This is a genomic window from Maribacter vaceletii (assembly GCF_003634105.1).
GTDB lineage: Bacteria > Bacteroidota > Bacteroidia > Flavobacteriales > Flavobacteriaceae > Maribacter_B > Maribacter_B vaceletii.
The window spans coordinates 501912-519503 of sequence record NZ_RBIQ01000008.1 but is presented as its reverse complement, the minus strand read 5'-3'; the positions used below and the strand labels follow the sequence as shown (position 1 = coordinate 519503).

Annotated in this window: 13 protein-coding genes; 8 read left to right on the top strand and 5 right to left on the bottom strand. The window is 30.3% G+C overall.

Features of this window, described 5'->3' with window-relative positions; translation table 11 throughout:
* Positions 1-138: 138 nt before the first annotated feature.
* A complete protein-coding gene (locus CLV91_RS09840; protein WP_121067876.1) occupies positions 139-1362 on the bottom strand; it encodes a TolB family protein in 1224 nt (407 codons plus the stop codon).
* A 106-nt stretch (positions 1363-1468) separates the two neighbouring features.
* Positions 1469-2341, bottom strand: a complete 873-nt coding sequence (locus tag CLV91_RS09835) for an AraC family transcriptional regulator (protein WP_121067169.1) — start codon at positions 2339-2341, stop codon at positions 1469-1471.
* A 135-nt stretch (positions 2342-2476) separates the two neighbouring features.
* On the opposite strand from CLV91_RS09835, the gene CLV91_RS09830 reads away from it, so the two are divergent.
* The gene (locus CLV91_RS09830) at positions 2477-2851 is read left to right on the top strand and encodes a DUF983 domain-containing protein (RefSeq protein ID WP_121067166.1); all 375 of its coding nucleotides are present in this window, start codon (positions 2477-2479) and stop codon (positions 2849-2851) included.
* Position 2852: 1 nt separating this feature from the next.
* Here CLV91_RS09830 and CLV91_RS09825 read toward each other — a convergent pair whose 3' ends face one another.
* Positions 2853-5273, bottom strand: coding sequence for a glycoside hydrolase family 88 protein (locus CLV91_RS09825; protein WP_121067163.1), 2421 nt, complete (start codon positions 5271-5273; stop codon positions 2853-2855).
* A 157-nt stretch (positions 5274-5430) separates the two neighbouring features.
* Between CLV91_RS09825 and CLV91_RS09820 the strand changes: the two genes are divergently transcribed.
* Positions 5431-6567 (top strand): helix-turn-helix domain-containing protein, encoded by a 1137-nt coding sequence (locus CLV91_RS09820; RefSeq protein WP_121067160.1) that lies wholly within the window; start codon positions 5431-5433, stop codon positions 6565-6567.
* Here CLV91_RS09820 and CLV91_RS09815 read toward each other — a convergent pair.
* Both CLV91_RS09815 and CLV91_RS09810 read right to left on the bottom strand, forming a co-directional pair.
* Positions 6564-7022 (bottom strand): COG2426 family protein, encoded by a 459-nt coding sequence (locus CLV91_RS09815; RefSeq protein WP_121067157.1) that lies wholly within the window; start codon positions 7020-7022, stop codon positions 6564-6566. The genes CLV91_RS09820 and CLV91_RS09815 overlap by 4 nt on opposite strands.
* A gap of 149 nt (positions 7023-7171) precedes the next feature.
* Positions 7172-10513, bottom strand: coding sequence for a DUF5107 domain-containing protein (locus tag CLV91_RS09810; protein ID WP_121067155.1), 3342 nt, complete (start codon positions 10511-10513; stop codon positions 7172-7174).
* A 112-nt stretch (positions 10514-10625) separates the two neighbouring features.
* Between CLV91_RS09810 and CLV91_RS09805 the strand changes: the two genes are divergently transcribed.
* The 6 genes from CLV91_RS09805 (at position 10626) to CLV91_RS09780 (ending at position 17590) form a co-directional block, all read left to right on the top strand.
* Complete coding sequence (locus CLV91_RS09805) at positions 10626-11948, top strand: hypothetical protein (RefSeq protein WP_147406415.1); 1323 nt, start codon at positions 10626-10628, stop codon at positions 11946-11948.
* Between the two features lie 445 nt (positions 11949-12393).
* Complete coding sequence (locus tag CLV91_RS09800; protein WP_121067149.1) at positions 12394-13833, top strand: arginine decarboxylase; 1440 nt, start codon at positions 12394-12396, stop codon at positions 13831-13833.
* A gap of 29 nt (positions 13834-13862) precedes the next feature.
* Positions 13863-14804 (top strand): agmatinase, encoded by a 942-nt coding sequence (gene speB, locus CLV91_RS09795; protein ID WP_121067146.1) that lies wholly within the window; start codon positions 13863-13865, stop codon positions 14802-14804.
* Positions 14794-15768, top strand: coding sequence for a deoxyhypusine synthase family protein (locus tag CLV91_RS09790; RefSeq protein WP_121067143.1), 975 nt, complete (start codon positions 14794-14796; stop codon positions 15766-15768). The genes speB and CLV91_RS09790 overlap by 11 nt, the downstream gene beginning before the upstream one ends.
* 2 nt (positions 15769-15770) lie before the next feature.
* Positions 15771-16067: a hypothetical protein gene (locus CLV91_RS09785; protein ID WP_121067140.1), complete on the top strand. Its 297-nt coding sequence runs from the start codon at positions 15771-15773 to the stop codon at positions 16065-16067.
* On the top strand, positions 16064-17590 hold the full coding sequence (locus tag CLV91_RS09780) for a carbon-nitrogen hydrolase family protein (RefSeq protein WP_121067137.1): 1527 nt from the start codon (positions 16064-16066) through the stop codon (positions 17588-17590). The genes CLV91_RS09785 and CLV91_RS09780 overlap by 4 nt, the downstream gene beginning before the upstream one ends.
* Positions 17591-17592 lie beyond the last annotated feature (2 nt).

Sequence of the window (17592 nt, the reverse complement as noted above, 5' to 3'; positions counted from 1 at the left end):
TCCTAATAAATGCCTCGTGGGCTTGCCCTGAGGTAGTTTACTATGGGGCTTCTACCAAATTTAGATATGTTACTTGTTCATTTATCTAAATAGATAGTCTAGAATATAAAATGGTTAGTGTTTTGTATTCTTATGGTGCTATTCATCTTCAAATACAGAGTTGGTGTAGTTTGTATGTGTTGCATGTGTTGTTAAGGCTTCAAGAGAATTATATATATTCTTTTCTGTTGCTCTTGGTTTTATAGAAAAAGCAACTTGTTGTAAACCCTTTTCTGCGGTACCTCTATTACTAACTACATAGCCTTGTCCATTATCTTTAAAAGCAATTGCAAAATCGTCTTTATTACTATTTATAGATGCTCCTAAATTAGTAGAAGGACTAACTTTTCTTTTATAAACATTAGATACATACACATCTAAGCCACCATATCCTTTGTGACCTTCGGAGGCATAAAATAAAGACGTTCCGTTTATAATTTTTGGATATAAATCGTTCTTTTTTGTGTTTACTTTTTGACCTAGATTTTTTGCAATACCAAGAGAACCGTCGATATTTATTTCGGAAACATATATATCATATTTTCCAAAAGTTCCTGGCATATTAGATGCAAAGAATAGTCTTTTTCCATCGTCGGAGACTGTTGGGTGTATGCTAGAATAGTGTTTAGGACAAAGTGCTATTTCTTTTATGTTTGTCCACTTTCCATTTATTTTTTTTGCGGAATAGGTTTTGTAAACCATTTGCTTTTTTGATAATACACCTACCTTAGGTTTTATATAAAAAGGTTTGCTAAAATAAGCAGTTTTACCATCTTTAGTTACAGATATAGGGGACTTATACGCATTTTTATAGAGTAAAGCTTTATCTGTAGAATATTCTTTTGGAGCGGTTTCCTGTTCTATTAAAGTTTCTAAACTTGCTGTAGTATTTGTGTTTAGGAAATCTAATTTCCTAAAATTAGTATGTTTACTAGTCTTGTTTACTTCGTAGTCTTTTTCTATTTCTGCTACCCAGTCTTTATTACTAGTTATTCCGCTTGGTGTTTTAACTTTTTCAAGGGCATAGTTATAACGTTCTGTGTAGTTTCCTTCTAAATCTCCCATTTCTTTTAATTTAGTATACCAAAAAACAGAAGTATCATAATTTTCCATTAAAAAATGTGCATTTCCTAAATCTTGAAAAATGGCATTATCAGAATAACCAAGCTTTTGGAGCTCTAAGTATTCTTTTACTCTATTATTCATTTTAGTACTAACACTTAAGTTATTGTTAGCAGGAGTAGATTTTTGTGCAGATAGTGCAAAAAAGCCTAAGCTAAATACACAGGAAAGCAACATGGTGTAGGTTAAATTGTGTTTCATAACGTAAGATTTAAATGTTTGTTTGTCAAAGTTGCAGAAACATTCTAAATCTATCATTAGTAAAAATTCATAGTTTTTTTATCAGTAAATACTAAAAGAAGGGTTTTTAAAATTGCTTTTTAAATTCTTGGGGAGTACTTTTTGTTTTAAGTTTAAATACTCTAGAAAAATAAGCATAGTCTTCATAACCTAATGTTTCAGATACTATAGAGAGGGTGTTTTTGGAATGAATTAATAATCTCTTGGCTTCCAGTATAACTCGTTCAGAGATTAATTCAGTAGTAGTTTTATTTAAGGATGATTTGGTTATTCTATTAAGGTGTTTTGTTGTTATATTAAGTTTGTTAGCATAAAATAGAGCAGATTTTTCTTTTCTATAAAATTTTTCAATAAGAATTTCTAATGCTTCTAAAGTTTCTAGATAAGTAGATGAAATTACTTTCCTGGGCTTTATTTCTGTAGAATAAATTCGGCTTAAATCTATATAAGTTAAATTAATAAGACTAGCTATTTTTTGATTTTTGTAAACGTAATTAGTATTGCTTTCGTTATTTATTTCTTTAAACCTATTTTCTAGAACTTCTAATTCTGTAGTTTTTAAATGTAAGTTTGGTGGGTTTTTATAAGAATAATAAAAGGGAAATTGTGAAAGGCTTTTTGATGAAAAGTAGAAATTATAGAACTCTTGTGTATGAAAAAAGATAAACCCTTCTGGAGGGCTTTTAAATAACCAACTATGTACCTGTCCTGGTTTTAAGAAAAAAACACTTCCTGGTTTTATGGAATAGGTGTTAAAATCAATTTCATGAATTCCAGTTCCTTTCATGAAAAGTACGCATAAATAAAAGTCGTGCTTATGGGCTTTATGTATAATTTTTTCATTTTTCCTTAAATGTCTAGAAAGTATATTGCTATAAAAATTTAGTTGGGTTTCCTCTTGATCAAACTGTTTAATATTTAATATTGGTACCGTATTCATACAATTACATATGTCTTAAAAGTACAAAAAATAGAGAAAATTAACCTAGAATATATATGTTATAGTGTTTTATTTTTGTAATTATCTAATAATTATGTGTTTAGTTATTTTTAATTCGTGTTTTAATAGGAGGTAATGAAAGTGTTAAAAGGAACAAAAGTATATAGTATTTTAACAGGAAATTGTCCTGTTTGTCAAAAAGAAAGTATGTATGTAGAGCCTAATCCATATAAATTGGGTAGTACATTACAAATGCATGAACGTTGTTCACATTGTAATACAAAATATAAAATAGAACCTTCTTTTTTTTATGGGGCAATGTATGTAAGCTATCCTGTAGGTATAGCTTTTGCAACTGCGGCTCTTGTAATTGCGTATTACTTTTTTAATTTAACTATTATAAGTTCTTATGTAGTAATAGTTGGTGTTATGATAGTTTCTTTACCAATTATTTTAAGGATTTCTAGAAACATCTGGATTAACTTTTTTATGAAGTATAAAAAGGTATAATCTATTCAAGAATAATCCCTTTTACATCCACATTATAATTTATAAAGGAGTTCCAAACACCATTAAGCCATAATAATACTTTTTTTCCTTCATTGGCTACTATAATGGGTCTAATATTTCTGTACTCAGAATTTTGTGTTATTGGTTTCCATGCAATTGTTTCTATTGTGTCATTAGAATTAATTTTAGCACTATAAATTTCATGCGTGCCTCCAGTAGCTTTTCCAGTATTAGGGTTTACGTCTGTAGATATGTATACCATAGATGGGTCTTCAGGGTCAAAATCCATTAGACCAGTATAACTACTTTCTATACTGTATAAACAAGTTCCTGCATATGCAATTTCTTTGTCTATCCATTTTTTTCCGTTCCAATGTGCAACTCTGTACCTATGGTCGTTATTATTTATATATAAGGTGTAACCAATATATGGGTTGTTGTTTTTATCCTTAGCGCTAGTGCAGGTCCAAGCAGAATTAGGAACACTCTCACAATATTCAGGTTTTTCTTTAGTTTCACTTCCAATAAATATTTTTTCTGCCTCTGATGTAAATAGTGGAGTACTAGTATATTTTTTTATTAAAGTTCCATCAGCCTTATAAAAAGCATTGTTTTTAAATTCGGCATAATAAAGACTATTACCGTAATTTCTTGGGTGCCCATCTGTAAAAGAAACGCCTACAGTATTAGCATCTTTCTGCAAGTATTTAGCATAGGGCCTTTGTCTTCCTTCTACATCATCAGCTATAAAATGACTACGATTCCCCCAAGTTTCTCCATTGTCTTTAGAAGTAATAAAACTAGGGTTGTATGTAGGGCCATCTCTAAAGAAATTATAGAGTAGGTTTTCATTTTCCATGTAATGCAAGTTCATGTAGGTTACCCCAAATGTTTCTTCATATTCATGATTAAATTCTTTAGTAGTATTCCAGTCTAAATAATTGTTAGAAGATGTAGTGCTGTAATAATGTTTTTTTTCAGAACCATGTTTAGCCCAAAAAGCAAGAATACTTCCATCTTTTCTTGTAAAAAAAGCAGGAACATTATGGTCGTCTTTCTGAAAATTTTTGTGTAAAATATATTCTCCTTCGTTTTCTTTATTTTTTAAATCGAATACAGAAACTTTTACATCTCCTGTTTGCCCGCTAAGACCACCTAATACCACTTTATTGTTTTTAATTATTGCTCTAGGGTCTTGGTACCAGCACCAACCACCGTCTTTCATAAATGTAAATACACTAGTATTTGTTATAGCGTTTTTACTTAAGTATAATTCGTTCTTTTTTGCATATTTATACATTTCTGAACCAGCAGCTAAAAAAGCACCTGTACCATAAACTTCAGAGTAATCTTTATAACTAACTCCTGGTTGCGCACCTATGCCTTGTACATAAGTAAGCATGCCTTCTTGGTTTACAGCATTAACCAATGCATTCCACCCTTTTAGTAATACAGGTTCATAAGTAGCTTTATCTAGTATATTTTGATTTATGCCCCAAGCTAAGCCAAATACAAAGAATGAAGTACCGCTTGTTTCTATATTTTCATATGTTTTTAAGTCGCCAAGAATACCAGAAGACCAAGTGCCATCTTTGCGCTGGGTTCTTTTTAGGGTATTTGCCATTTCTTTAAAGGTGTTTATATAAAAATTGGTATGTTCCCAATCTTTAGGAAAATCTGGTATCATAAGCGCTAAACCGCCAAATACCCAACCATTTCCCCTAGACCAGAATATTTTTTTAGCATTCTTTTCTCTTTTATCAAAATAATTAGCATCTCTATAAAATAAAGCCTCTTCTTTATCCCATAATAAATCGTAGGTTTTTTTATATTGACTATGCATGTAATTTAAATATGTAGCATCATTTTTTTGTTTAGCCAATTTTGCCCAAACAGGAGGAGCCATAAATAAAGCATCGCACCAATCCCAGTGTAGTTTATCCTTTTTTTTGTCAATTAAAATAGAATCAAAACGTTGTTCTAAATGTGTTTTACGTTTGCCATGACTGTTACCATAAACTGTTTTAAGTTTTAAATATAATTGTCCTACGGCATGATCATCTGCATGATATTTTCTTTTTAATAACTGCCAATCATTTTTTTCTGCAATACTGTTTAGCCATTCTAAATAAGAATTATCCCCAGCAATTTCTCCCCATTGGAACATACCAGAATACAAGGCAGCATTTGTCCAATCTAATTCATGATGTTTAATGCGTGTATGCCAATTTTTTCTTTTTTCTATAGGGGGTAGGGCTCTATATTTTCCCATATCTTCAAAAGTATTTATTTGCCAATCTGCTACTTTATTATTTATAGCTTTTATACTGGTTGAAGAAGGAATTTTTGAGGAAGTTTTACAGCTACTAAAATGGATTAGAATAATAATAACTGATAAGTATTTTAGTAACGAGTTAGTCATAAGGTAATTTATTTAAGAGTTATGTAGTAAGTGTAATCTAAATGTATTTCTAGTCTTAAATATAATTGAAGTTGTTAGAGTATTTAGATTTAACCTATATTTAACGGTACTTATAACGGTTAAAAGTTAATTGTAAATAACTGTTTTACTAGTTTTTATGGATAAAAAAGAGATAAGTTCTAAAATATTACAAAGTAAAATTTTCTTAAAAGCACCTAAGAGTTCTGCTTTATTAAGATATTTAGTGCAAGCAGATTTAGAAGGGAGTTACCTAAAAGAAAATATAATAGATATAGAATTTTTTGGAGGTAATTTAGAGGCAGATAAAACGAATGCTAGAGTACGAGTTAATGTCTATAATTTAAGAAAAAAGCTAGAAGTTTATTATGCTTCTCAAGGGAAAGAGGACACATGGAGATTAATTATTGATAAAGGACAGTATGGAATACGGTACGTAAAAGTTTCTAGTCTAAAAAAGAATACAAAAAGCATTAGTTTTTGGCAAGTATTACCATACTTGGGTTTACTATTAGTCTTATTAAGTTTTTTTGTAAATAATAGTCTCCTTAATGCTCCTAAAGTTTGGAGAGATTATTTTAAAAACGATTTTAAAACTACCATGTTTATTGGAGATGCCTATAGCCTTTATGGCAGAACGATTACTGGTGGGGTAGGAGTAACCAGAGATTTTAAAATTAATAATGCAACAGAATATTATGATTTTATTGAGATAAATAAAAAGTATAAAGACTTATTAAAGCCTTCACCTTATTCCTATATTACAGGAATGGGAGCCTATGCAGCAAATAATATATCTAGAGTGTTTTCTAAGTATACTAAATCTTTTACTATACGTTTTGCATCTAAAACTACTTATGATGATTTAAAAGAGGGGAATATAATTTACGTTGGTCCTTTTCATAGAAGACAAAAATTCACAACTTTATTTAATAATGAAAATAGACATTTTAAAATTTCTGATACTACTTTACAAATGGTAAATATTCCTAATAAAAAAGATAGTGTAATACATTTAACAAACACACCTCCTGATATGGAATATGCAATAGTTTCTAGATCAAAGAGTCTTAATGCTAAAGAGCAATTTTTATTTTTTTCTAATCATGATATAGGGGTGTTAGCTACGGTAGAGTTTTTTTCTAATAAAGATTCTTTGGCAGTATTTACTAGTAAATATTTAAAAAATAAAGATAATTTTACTGCTGTTTATAAGGTATTTGGAAAAGATAGAACAAATATGAAAAAGGAAACTATATGCGTTGTGCCTTTTTAATTAACACCTTTCATTGTAAGTATTGTTGTAGCCCAAACAATTACTGAAGAAATAAAAATACCAATTGTATTAGCAACAAATGCTCTTTTCTTTTCCATCTTAAATAAATAGCTTGCTATACTTCCTGCATAAACTCCTGTGCCAGGTATAGGTAGCATTACAAAGAATATTAATCCCCAGAAGCCGTATTTTTTTATTTTATCTCCAGAACCCACTTTTGCTTTACGGGCAACATATAAAGCAGATTTTTTGTAGAAATGCATGCGTAATAAATATTTATTTATTTTTTCTAGAAAGAAAAACATTAAAGGAAAAACAAACACATTAGCAGCAAAACAAATTACAAATACTAAATATTTGTCTAACCCATTTAATAAACCATAGGGAATACCAACTTTAGCTTCTCCAAAAGGGGAGATACTCCATAAGAATGCTATGATATAATCTTGTATCAAAGAAAATGTAGTTTTAAAAATAACGTACAAAGCTATGACTACAGATTCAATTTTTAAGCTTTTAAATCATAAATATTTTCTAATTTTTTAAGTGATTCTATAATTAATGTTCTAAATATGTAAGATTATTTTTGTAATTGAGAAAAAAATTATTCTAACTCAAGACCTGCCCACAAATTACTTACAGATATTTCAGTGGCTTTCTTTAAATCTTCTTTTGCTTGTTTTTTCTTGTTTAGACCTTTGTATCCAAGACCTCTCATTGTATATGCTAAAGATTTTTTTGTGTTTTCACTATCTTTTTCTCCAAAGATTTGAAAGTAACTATTCTCATCAGAATTAAAATTAAGTTGTTTGTCTCCATTAGTAACAAGAGAGTTAAAAATTTCATTTGCTTTAGCTTTGTTTCCTAGTTTTAAAAAGCTTAACCCTTCATAATAACTCATAAAACCACTTCTTTGTTTTTTGTTTTTTACACTCTCTACCTTAGTAGATAGCGTATAAAATATTTTGGCCTCTATAGTATTGCTTAGGGCTTCATAAGCTAAACCTATAAAGTAATTAACCTGTATTTCTCTATTTCCAAACTTTGCTCTACCAGCAGCCTCATCTGGTACTTGTGCTAATAAAAAATGTTCTAATGCTTTTTTGTAGTTTTTAGCTTTATAAAATTTAATTCCTAAAGACAATTGTGCATCTATAATATTTTCACGAACTCTAGAGGTTCCCTCTCTATAGCTAAATGTTTTATCTTTTAAATAAGTTACCACCTTATCTGCTTGTCCTGCTAGTGTAAGTACTTGCATTTGCCTAACAAAGGCATCATCTCTATTTTTCACATATTTATTATTACCTTCAAAAATTGCAAGTCTCTTTTCTAAAGGACTATTATTTAATTCATAAAGAACATCCAATTCATTATAAAAAACAGCATCTGTATTATCTAATGTAATTGCTTTTTCATAAGAAAGTATAGCTTTAGGATAATCTTTGTAATGGCGGTAATAACCAAAACCTATATTTCTATGTGCCATTGCTAGTTTGGGAGCGTTTTTCACTGCGTTTTCCCAATGTAATATTGCTTTTTTGGGTTGTTTGTCATATAAAATGTTACCTAAATAGTAATAAGCTTTACCGTCATTAGGATTGTATTTTATGGCCTTTTTTAAAACTTCAATAGTTTCAAGTCTATAAGGAAAAATACCCTCTTCTGATAAAGATTGTGCTTCACTAAATAGTTTTTTAGCAGCATCTTTATTTTTAAGTTTATCCTGTATATACCCTAGGTAGTATATAGAAATAGGATTTTTTCCTTTGTATCGTTTTAAAACATCTTCAGATTCTTTTAGCATACCATCATTAAGATATTCTACAGCTAATTCTATATAGTTTTGATCAAAGTTTCGCATTTTTTTGTTTAGAGATGCAAGTAAAATAGCAGCTTCTTGTTCTTTGTTGGTTTCTTTGGCTGTTAAATAAAGTTCATTTTGTATTCTAAAATTAAGTGGGTCTATATTAGACACTTGTTGTAATGTTTCTAAGGCACTATTATAATTCCCTAATTTTCTTTGAATAGCAGATTTTAAGCCATATAATCTAGTGTTTTTTGTATTACTAGAAATAGCTTCATTAATTTCTTTAAGACCCTTTTTGTAGTTTTTATTTATAGAAGATATTTGAGCTAATTCAAAAAATGCTGCAGAAAAATAAGCATTATCCCAAGTTGCTCTATAAAGCGTATCAATAGCTTCTTCATATAATCCTAGTTTTTTTAATGTTATACCTTGTAAATACAATCCTTCTCCGTTAGACGGTCTTGTATAGTTGTTTGTTTGTCTTTTTATAGCTCTAGAAAAATAAGTTCTTGCAGTAGTATAATCCCCATTTTTAAGTAATTTATTTCCAATTGCGATATTTGTTTTGGTATGATTGGGGTCTCTTTTAAGAGCTTCTTTATAATAGGGGGTTTCTCCTCCGTTTGCAGTTTTATAAAATTGTTCCATTCTATTACCTACAATAAACAATTCTTCTACACTAGTAATATCTTCTGGAGCAGCAGGAGGCGTAACAACAGGAGGTAGGTTTTTAGTGTTTTTAGGATCTTTTGGTTTATAGGATATAATTACAAAATCAGTGTCCAAATCTTTTAGTTCCGTATATAGGTTTGTAAATTTATATTCGGAATTTATTTTAATTTTTTCTGTAAATGCTTTTTCAGGAGAAATTAGTATGTCTTTTTCTAATACTACTTGGTTTCCATTTTTTAAAGTAATTCTAGCATTTTTTACTTTTTGGGTGGAATGATACCCCAAGAAAATTGTATTATTTTCTCTTTGCTCTAAATTAACGGCAGCATTAAGATTTGCGTTTTTAAAACCTTCAATGTCTTTAACAGGATACCAGTATTGTTTCCATTTTTTTACTTCATATGGTCTTATCCAAGTATAGTCTGGTTGGTTGTCAGAAAATGCACCAACCATAATTTCTACATATGGGCCACTAGTTTCTGTTAATTTTCCCTCTGTATTTTGTCCTACTTTTCCTGAGCCCCATTCCCAAAGTTTAGCACCTTTTACAATATTATGGTCGCCAATATGTACTGTTCCACTATTTTTTCCATGGTCATAACCTCCCATAAAATCCTCTTTTAAATCATGAGCAAAAAACGAAGCATGTTCTTTAACATTTTTCCACCTACTTATATCTACTCCTTTTGTAAAATCTTGTCCTCTATAAATATCATTAGAAATAGGCCACCTTGTAAACTGATTTTTTTGATGAAAAGTAACAAATTCAACACTTGGCGGAAATATAGTTTGGTATGTATTGTTGGTATGCGCAGCAACATTTGCCCAATATAAAAAATTATGAGTGTAAGGTGTAGGGTTGTAAATAGACACTTCTGCTTCAAAATAAGATTTGCCAGGAGATACTGTTATGCCTACATTCCATCGCATTCTATGTCTTGGTTCTGTTTCTCCTATAAAAATTGTTTTACTACCATCTTTATTTTTAACTAAATCATAATCCATAGGTAGAAAAGTAGATGCTCTGTGATGGTGTAAAACACACCATTCTATTCCTCCAGAAACCCATGCACCTGTCATTCCTATATTACCAGGTTTTACCTCATTATTTTTATAAATATAATTGTAGTCATTGGTTTTATCTGTAGCGTAATATAATTTACCACCAATTTCAGGAGTAATACCTAATTTTATATACTCATTTTCTAATATAAGAGCTTTCCAATCTTGCATAGTTCTTTCCCCAGAAATTTCATCATTAGTAGCATACGGATAAATAACTCTCTGCGCGCCTTGGAAATTACCATTTGTAAAAAACATAGGAGCTTTTTCAGAAGGCATAACTTTATATGTTGGTAGCGTCCAAGATTCTTCGGTCATTCTTACTTGTGCAAAAAGACTATTAATACTTATTAAAATAAAGAGAGCAAAAAATGTAAAATAATTACGTTCTGTTTTTTCCATTATATTGAGTCTTTTTAAAGGGTTATTATGTTAAATTCAATTTTTGAAGGTAAAAATTATTAATACTTCTTTAAATTTAAGAGAATATTGAATAAATAAATAAAAATTAGGTATGCAAAACCTATTCAAAGTTTTGCATATAGTATATATAGGGATGACAGAACAAGATTATTTAAACTATTGTTTATCTCAAGTAGAGAAGAAATTAAAATGGAAAAAATCTTCTTTATGGAAAGAATCAGATTTTATAAAACTGGCAGATACTATTTCTAATGCATCAGAAATATCTATAAGTCCGCATACTTTAAAAAGATTATTTGGGAAGATAAAGTATAAAGAGCATTACAATCCGCAACAGGCTACTAAAAATGCATTATCTAAATTTTTGGGATACGCCTCATGGGAAGATTTTATTAAAAATCATAAAGAAAACATTTATAAATATGAAGATACTGTTACTAGCAAAAATAAAGGGAAGTTAATCTATATAATTCCCTTATTAATTGGCGCAATAGTTTTTGTAGTTTATAGTGTTAAAAGCAAAGAACATATAAAAGATAAAGTAGAAGAGCCTTTTCTATTTGCTTTGAAAGACTCTGTAGGTACGGTACCTTTTACGGTACAAGCTAATTATGATTTTTCAAAAAATAGTTCTGAAAGTATTTATATAGATTATGATTTTAAGCACCCTGTAATGGGAGATCAAATAATAAAACTAAATAAGAACAAGTTTGCATATAATTTTACCTACCAAATTCCGGGCTATTATCAAATGTTAGTAAAAGACAATCTAGACACTTTAAAAACTAAAAATATATTAGCAATGTCCAAAGGTTGGAATAGTTATTTAATAGATGAAGGTTATATTGGTAGGTATTGGATGGATAACAAAATGCCTAAGAATACGACAAAAGATTATTTGTATTATTCTCCAAATGAAATGAAGCAAAATGGAATAAAAGTACCTCCAGTTTATTATTTGGTAAATAGGATTTTTAAGAAATTTAATATAGATGGGGATAATTTTACATTAAAAACCAAATTTAAAAATGCCAAAGCATTTGGAGGTATTACTTGTTACGATTTTATTTTACGATTGTATTGTGAAAATAATAAGAATAATATAAAATTAATGGAAACAGGTTGCTCTCAATTTTCAGGATTAAAATTTGGAGAAAATACAATTAATGGAAATCATGAAAACTTATCAGATTTTAAGATAAACCCAGAAGAATGGAATACTTTATTTATAAAAGTTCTTAAAAAAAATGTAAATGTTTATGTAAACAATGTGGAGATTTACAAAGGAAATTACACCAATCCTAATGGGGATATTATAGGAATAGAAAATTCTTTTAAAGGCTCAGGGATGTTAGATTATCTTGAAATTAAAGATTTAACTACCGGAAATATATATTTAGATAATTTTGATTAATAATAATATAGCTTTATAGATTTTAAACAAGTTGTAACTTTCTTTTTTTTAGGTGTTTATGTAATTATTGTTTTTGTTTTAGCTTTTTTTTATAAAAAAAGTTGTTTTTTCATTTTTTTTGATTTCATTTGTCCTGTACAATTCAGCATAAGATTGAATTTGCATTTAGCATTTAGCTGAGCATTATGAAATGTGTTTCTGTGTTCGGACTTTGGGAGTTTAGGAAGTCAAAACCCAAAGTAGCTTATCAGATAGGTAGCCGAATTTTAAAGCTAACTTCCGAAGGTAATATTACAATTGTGCAAAGCCAGCACAACTACTTCTTTATTCCCACAACTAGGGAACAGATTATTATTTGATCTACTACATCATTTTACTTTTTATTCTGTAATAGGCACACCTATTACCCTATCTCATATTTTTTATTTTTTAATTATTTTATTAAATGAACACTAAGTATAGTGACTTAATTAACCAAACCTACGAGTTTCCACAAGAGGAATTTAGCGTAGAAAACGAAAGTTTAAAATTTCATAACATTCCTTTAAATGAGCTAGTTGCAAAGTATGGTAGCCCTTTAAAATTCACATATTTACCTAAAATATCGGAGAATATTAATAGGGCAAAACTATGGTTCGCAAATGCGATAGAAAAAAATAAATATAAAGGAAAATATAACTATTGTTATTGTACTAAAAGCTCTCATTTTCAACATATTTTGCATGAGGCTTTAAAGAATAATATTCATATAGAAACCTCTTCTGCTTTTGATATTGATATTGTAGAACAATTAAAACAAGACGGTAAGTTACATAAGGATGCTTATGTAATATGTAACGGTTTTAAACGTACGCAGTATATAGAAAACATTGCAAGATTAATAAATAGTGGCCATAGCAATTGTATCCCTATTATAGATAATTATGAAGAAATAGATTTACTATCCGAAGAGATAAAAGACACCTTTAAAATAGGTATTCGTATTGCCTCAGAAGAAGAACCAAAGTTTGAGTTCTATACCTCTCGCCTGGGAATAGGATATAAGAATATTGTGCCTTTTTATGAAAATCAGATAAAGGATAATGATAAAGTAGAGCTTAAAATGCTTCATTTTTTTATAAACACGGGTATTCGTGATAATGCATATTACTGGAATGAGCTAGTAAAATGTTTAAAAGTGTATACGAGACTTAAAAAAATATGCCCGTCTTTAGATAGTTTAAATATTGGTGGAGGTTTTCCTATTAAAAACTCTTTGGCTTTTGAGTATGATTATCAATATATGATTGATGAAATAATTAATCAAATTAATGTAGCATGCGCAGAGGCAGATGTTCCTGTTCCTAACATATTTACAGAGTTCGGAAGCTTTACAGTAGGGGAAAGCGGAGGTGCTATTTATGAGATATTATACCAAAAGCAACAAAACGATAGAGAAAAATGGAATATGATAGACTCTTCTTTCATAACCACTTTACCAGATACATGGGCAATAAATAAACGCTTTATAATGCTACCAATTAACCGTTGGGATGATGAGTACGAGCGTGTTTTATTAGGTGGTTTAACTTGTGATAGTGATGATTATTATAATAGTGAACAAAACCGTAATGCAATTTATTTACCTAAATACAAGAGAGATAAGCCTCTTTATATAGGATTCTTTAATACAGGAGCATACCAAGAAACTATTGGAGGGTATGGTGGTTTACAACATTGCTTAATTCCGCAACCAAAACATATATTAATAGATAAAGATACAGATGGGAATTTGGTAACTACATTATTTAACCCTCAGCAAAAATCGGAAGATTTCTTAAAAATATTAGGGTATAAGAAACAAGAAAAAGCGCAAGAAAAAAACAAAGAATTAATTACAGCTTAATAGCAACTAATAGTACTTAAAATAATACAATGAACACAATAAAGAATTATGCAGGCATTGCCGATAAATTCGCACAACTAGAAACAGCAAAAGTAGTTTTAATCCCTGTACCTTATGATGGTACAAGTACTTGGGGTAAAGGCGCAGATAAAGGGCCACAAGCTTTTTTAGAAGCCTCAGAAAACATGGAGCTTTACGATATAGAAACAGCTTCAGAAGTTTATGAGCAGGGAGTTTATTTAGCAAATGCAATTACAGAAAATAGCTCGCCAGAAGCTATGGTAAATGCAGTGCATAAAACAACAAAAGAATATATAAAACGGAACAAATTTGTAACTCTATTTGGAGGTGAACACTCTATTTCTATAGGAACAATTAGAGCATTTAACGAGTGTTTTAATAATCTTACTGTATTGCATATAGATGCACATGCAGATTTACGTAAATCATATGAAGGAACACCATATAACCATGCCTGTGCAGTACACGAAGCAAGCCAAAATACAAATCTTATTCAGGTAGGTATACGCTCTATGGATGCTATAGAAAAAACGTTTATGGATGAAGAAAAAACATTCTTTGCACATGATATGATGAATGATGAGTATTGGATGGATAAGGTAGTGGAATCTTTAACAGAGAATGTATTTATAACTTTTGATTTAGATGCTTTAGACCCATCTATTATGCCATCTACTGGTACTCCAGAACCAGGCGGACTGTTATGGTATGAAACTTTAGAATTTTTAAAACAAGTATTTGAAGAAAAAAATGTAGTTGGTTTTGATATTGTAGAACTATGCCCAAATGTAGTAGACAAATCTTCAGATTTCTTAGCGGCAAAACTATATTATAAAATGCTTAGCTATAAATTCATGGGACAAGATGCTGATGAGGATTATGATAATACATACAATACAGACAGAAAAGAAGTAAACACAATTTTAAAATTTACAGACAATGAAGACTAAAGGCGCTATATCTAATTTTATAGAAAATTACTATTTACATTTTAATGCAGCAGCTTTAGTAGACGCTGCAAAAGGATATGAAGAGCAATTAGAAAAAGGCTCTAAAATGTTAGTTTCCTTAGCAGGTGCAATGTCTACTGCAGAATTAGGAAAAATATTTGCAGAAGTTATTCGCCAAGATAAGGTGCATATTATTTCTTGTACAGGTGCCAATTTAGAAGAAGATATAATGAACTTAGTGGCACACTCGCATTACAAGCGCGTACCTAACTATAGAGATTTAACGCCACAAGATGAGTGGAATTTATTAGAGAAAGGACTAAACCGTGTTACAGATACATGTATACCAGAAGAAGAAGCTTTTAGAAGAATACAAGAACATATTGTAAAAATTTGGAAAGATGCCGAAGCTAAAGGAGAAAGCTATTTGCCACATGAGTATATGTATAAATTACTCCTTTCTGGAGTTTTAGAAGAGTATTATGAGATTGATATAAAAAACTCTTGGATGTATGCTGCTGCAGAAAAAAAACTTCCAATTGTTTGCCCTGGTTGGGAAGATAGTACTATGGGAAACATTTTTGCTTCTTATGTTCTAAAAGGAGAATTAAAAGCAACTACCATGAAATCTGGTATAGAATATATGACTTTCTTAGCAGATTGGTATACTAATAATTCCGAAAAAGGGATAGGTTTTTTTCAAATTGGCGGTGGTATTGCTGGCGATTTTCCTATTTGCGTTGTGCCAATGTTATACCAAGATATGGAACGTACAGACACACCTTTCTGGAGCTATTTTTGTCAAATTAGTGATAGTACAACCAGTTATGGTTCTTATTCGGGTGCAGTACCTAATGAGAAAATTACTTGGGGAAAATTAGATATTAATACACCAAAATTTATAATTGAGAGTGATGCTACTATAGTGGCGCCTCTTGTTTTTGCTTACCTTTTAAATATGTAATTATGGATAAGAACGCACATTTAAACCGAGTTATCGTAGACTTTAAAAAACTAACACCAGAAGTATTAAAGCTTTTGGTAGACCGTTACCCAGATGGGTATGATGATAACGATATTATTTCCTTTAGAAACTCTCATGGGGAACGTATAGAGGCGGTAGAAGTTTTAACTGTTGATACTAAGTATTTGGTGAAAATTAGTGAAAAGCTAGAGTATACTATGGAGAATTATGATGAGGAAGATTACGAAGATTTTGATGACGACGATCCTGCTGCAGTTCCAGAACCAGACCTATCATGAAAATAGAAGATATAACTAATATAGAGCTTAAGTTCCTAGATTTAAATGATTATCAGGAGCTTAAAAGTGCAATGATTTCTGTGTATTCTAGTATGCCTGGTGCATATTGGAAAGAAGAACATATAGAGTCTTTAATAACTAAGTTTCCAGAAGGGCAGGTTGTTATAAAAATTAACGGTCAATTGGCAGGTGTTGCTTTATCTATTATAGTAGACTATGATAGGTTTAATGAGGAACATACCTATGAGCAAATTACAGGAAACTATTCTTTTAACACACATGATAATGAGGGAGATATACTATATGGAATTGAGGTTTTTATAAAACCTCAATTCAGAGGGCTTCGTTTAGGACGTAGATTATATGATTATCGTAAAGAATTATGCGAAAAACTAAACCTTAAAAGTATTGTTTTTGGTGGTAGAATGCCAAATTTTCATAAACATTCTGGAGAATTAACGGCTAAAGAATATATAGCTAAAGTTAAAAGAAAAGAAATTGCAGATCCTGTATTAAATTTTCAAATCAGTAATGATTTTCATCCTGCAAAAGTAATGCGTGGTTATTTAGAAGGCGATAAAGCATCTAAAGATTTTGCTATTCTTATGGAGTGGGATAATATTTACTATCAAAAGCCATCAAAAAAAGCAGAAACAAAGAAGAAAGTTATTCGCCTTGGGTTAATTCAGTGGCAAATGCGTCCGTACAAAAATTTAGAAGCTTTACTAGAACAGGCAGAATATTTTATAGATGCAGTTTCTGGTTATCGTTCAGATTTTGCACTTTTCCCAGAGTTTTTTAATGCTCCTTTAATGGCAAAAGATAACCATTTGTCTACACCAGATGCTATTAGAGAATTAGCAAAACATACTGATGCTATTGTGCAAAAATTTTCGGAGTTTTCTATTTCGTATAACATAAATATTATAACAGGAAGTATGCCGCAGGTTATAGATGGCAGATTGTATAATGTTGGGTATTTATGTAGAAGAGATGGTAGTATGGAGCGGTATGAGAAATTGCATGTAACCCCAGACGAAGCTAAAGTATGGGGAATGCAAGGAGGTACGCAATTAAAAGCTTTGGATACCGATTGTGGTAAAATAGGAGTGCTTATTTGTTACGATTCGGAATTTCCAGAACTAAGTAGATTGCTGGCAGATGAAGGTATGGATATTTTGTTTGTTCCTTTTTTAACCGATACCCAAAATGGCTATTCAAGAGTGCGAAATTGCGCACGTGCTAGAGCTATAGAAAATGAGTGTTATGTAGCAATTGCTGGTAGCGTTGGTAACTTGCCTAATGTGCAGAATATGGATATACAGTTTGCGCAATCTATGGTATTTACACCTTGCGATTTTTCTTTTCCTACCAATGGTATTAAAGCAGAAGCTACCCCGAATACCGAAATGATTTTAATTGCAGATGTAGATATAGATTTACTTAGAGAATTAAATCAATTTGGCGCAGTTCGTAACTTAAAAGACCGTAGAAAAGATATTTTTGAATTACGTAAAAAATAGTA

Excerpts from the sequence above, each read along its gene's own strand:
- CLV91_RS09840 (WP_121067876.1), bottom strand. The coding sequence starts at position 1,362 with ATGAAACACAATTTAACCTACACCATGTTGCTTTCCTGTGTATTTAGC.
- CLV91_RS09835 (WP_121067169.1), bottom strand. The coding sequence starts at position 2,341 with ATGAATACGGTACCAATATTAAATATTAAACAGTTTGATCAAGAGGAA.
- CLV91_RS09830 (WP_121067166.1), top strand. The coding sequence starts at position 2,477 with ATGAAAGTGTTAAAAGGAACAAAAGTATATAGTATTTTAACAGGAAAT.
- CLV91_RS09825 (WP_121067163.1), bottom strand. The coding sequence starts at position 5,273 with ATGACTAACTCGTTACTAAAATACTTATCAGTTATTATTATTCTAATC.
- CLV91_RS09820 (WP_121067160.1), top strand. The coding sequence starts at position 5,431 with ATGGATAAAAAAGAGATAAGTTCTAAAATATTACAAAGTAAAATTTTC.
- CLV91_RS09810 (WP_121067155.1), bottom strand. The coding sequence starts at position 10,513 with ATGGAAAAAACAGAACGTAATTATTTTACATTTTTTGCTCTCTTTATT.
- CLV91_RS09805 (WP_147406415.1), top strand. The coding sequence starts at position 10,626 with ATGCAAAACCTATTCAAAGTTTTGCATATAGTATATATAGGGATGACA.
- CLV91_RS09800 (WP_121067149.1), top strand. The coding sequence starts at position 12,394 with ATGAACACTAAGTATAGTGACTTAATTAACCAAACCTACGAGTTTCCA.
- speB (WP_121067146.1), top strand. The coding sequence starts at position 13,863 with ATGAACACAATAAAGAATTATGCAGGCATTGCCGATAAATTCGCACAA.
- CLV91_RS09790 (WP_121067143.1), top strand. The coding sequence starts at position 14,794 with ATGAAGACTAAAGGCGCTATATCTAATTTTATAGAAAATTACTATTTA.
- CLV91_RS09785 (WP_121067140.1), top strand. The coding sequence starts at position 15,771 with ATGGATAAGAACGCACATTTAAACCGAGTTATCGTAGACTTTAAAAAA.
- CLV91_RS09780 (WP_121067137.1), top strand. The coding sequence starts at position 16,064 with ATGAAAATAGAAGATATAACTAATATAGAGCTTAAGTTCCTAGATTTA.